This is a genomic window from Dactylosporangium maewongense (assembly GCF_039531485.1).
GTDB lineage: Bacteria > Actinomycetota > Actinomycetes > Mycobacteriales > Micromonosporaceae > Dactylosporangium > Dactylosporangium maewongense.
In genome coordinates this window covers 1-863 of record NZ_BAAAQD010000105.1, presented here as the reverse complement: position 1 = coordinate 863, position 863 = coordinate 1, and the positions used below count along the sequence as shown (strand labels likewise).

The 863-nt window shown below is 62.0% G+C and carries 1 protein-coding gene; it reads right to left on the bottom strand.

From position 1 onward, the window contains the following. A partial coding sequence (locus ABD332_RS59925) for a chemotaxis protein CheA (RefSeq protein WP_344516114.1) occupies window positions 1-863 on the bottom strand: 863 nt, incomplete at both ends.

The following is an 863-nucleotide window of genomic DNA, read 5'->3' as shown; positions in this document are numbered from 1 at the left end:
TGCTCGACGACGCGGCCGGACTGGCCGTCGAGGTACACCAGCTCGTGCACCGCGACCTGCGGGATGACGTACCGTTCCTCGCCGCACTCGATCGTGAGCGCCTGAATGATGGCGAGGGTCAGCGGAATCGTCAGACGCCAGGTGGTGCCCTTACCCACCACGGAATCCACATCGACCGCACCACCGATACGTTCGATGTTGGTCTTCACCACATCCATACCCACACCACGACCGGACACATTCGTGACCGCCTTCGCCGTGGAGAACCCCGGCCGGAACACCAACGCCAGAATCTCCCGACGATCCATCGCCGCCAACTGATCCCGCGACACCAGACCCTTCTCCACCGCGATCCGCGCGATCTTGTCCGGATCGATCCCCGACCCGTCATCACGCACCTCGACGATCACATGCCCACCCTCGTGATACGCACGCAACGTCAGCGTCCCCTCAGGATTCTTCCCAGCCGCGACCCGCTCCTCAGGCGTCTCGATACCGTGATCCACAGCGTTACGCACCAGGTGCGTCAACGGATCCTTCACCGCCTCGAGCAGAGACCGGTCCAACTCGGTCTCCTTACCCTCCTGCGCCAACCGGATCTGCTTCCCGAACGTCGAAGACAGATCCCGCACCACCCGCGGCAACTTCGACCACAAATGATCGATCGCCTGCATCCGGGTCTTCATCACCGACTCCTGCAACTCAGAAGTGATGAGATTCAACCGCTGACCCGTCCGCGTCATCGCCGGATCCGCCACCGAACCGATCGCCCGGATCAACTGATTCCGGGTCAACACCAACTCCCCCACCAGATTCATCAACTTGTCCAGCAGATCCACATCCACCCGGATCGACTGATCCGC